The organism is Acinetobacter sp. GFQ9D191M, assembly GCF_011174875.1.
Lineage (GTDB): Bacteria > Pseudomonadota > Gammaproteobacteria > Pseudomonadales > Moraxellaceae > Acinetobacter.
In genome coordinates, this window is record NZ_JAALGV010000117.1 from 1 (window position 1) to 1,132 (window position 1,132).

The 1,132-nt window shown below is 36.5% G+C and carries 1 protein-coding gene; it reads right to left on the reverse strand.

Going from position 1 to position 1,132, the window contains the following annotated elements:
- The coding region (locus G5T77_RS15025; RefSeq protein ID WP_166236241.1) for a transposase at nucleotides 1-911 on the reverse strand (911 nt) is incomplete at its 3' end.
- Nucleotides 912-1,132: the final 221 nt, after the last annotated feature.

Below are 1,132 nucleotides of genomic sequence, written 5' to 3' on the forward strand. Positions count from 1 at the left end.
CGCATTGCAGCACCTAAAGCACACATTTTATTTTTACCCTGGCTTAATAATCGTTGATATAAAGCTTCAATGTGTGGATTATATTTAATCGCTGTTAATGCCGACATATACAATACTGAGCGTATTTTACTGTCACCTGCTTTTGATAAGTGACTTTGCTTGTTGACTGAACTGCCAGACAACTGATGTACTGGAACCAAACCTACATATGCAGCAGCTTGACTTGCTTTTTCAAACTTGTGCGAATGAAATAACCCCAACAGTAATAAGCCTGATCGTTCACCGATTGAAGGAATAGTTTGCAGTAATTTCAAATCCTGTTTCAATGTTGGATCTTGATCTATGTGATTATTTATTAACTTATCAATATGTTCAAGTTGCTGATTTAAATACTCAATATTCTCTTCAAGTAATTTAATCACAACAACGGAGGTATGAGTGGACTGCGCCTTTTCAAGTCGATTCTTTTCCTGCAATAGACTACCTAGATAGACATCTCGTCTGCCTAGTAAAGCTTTTAATAATCTGACATTTTCAGGTTCAGGCTGCCATATGATTAACTTTGCGGTGTAACCATAACGTGAAAGAGCTTCACTATCAGCTTTATCCGTTTTATTTAGCATGGACATGCCTTTGGCAAAGGCTCTTACTCGTGAAGGATTAGCCACACAAACCTTTACACCTGCATCATATAGATAATATCCCAAATTCTCGTGATAAACCGAAGTCGCTTCCATGATTGCTGTCACTTGATCAGGTTCAATTTTAAGAGTGATGAGCCATTTGAGCAGACTGCCAAAGCCACTTTCTGTATTAGTAAATATTTTATTTTTTCTTTTTCCAGTCAAACCTTGAGGGAAAATGCAACAATCTATTTTGGTTTTACTGACATCAATACCTAGCATAATCATGGTGATATTCCTTGAGTTTAAGCTATGATTTTTATCCCATTAACCATCATCTTACCTTGTGAATACAGCATCAAAGTGCTTAGTTACCGTTCAGAGTTGTATGAGGGATAAGGGCAAATTGTAGGTTTTATCTCAGGTTCAAATTTAAGATTTTAGCAGCACTCCAAACTCTACAATTTGCGTATAGTGGTAGCTAATCACTATATCAATCAAGATACAAG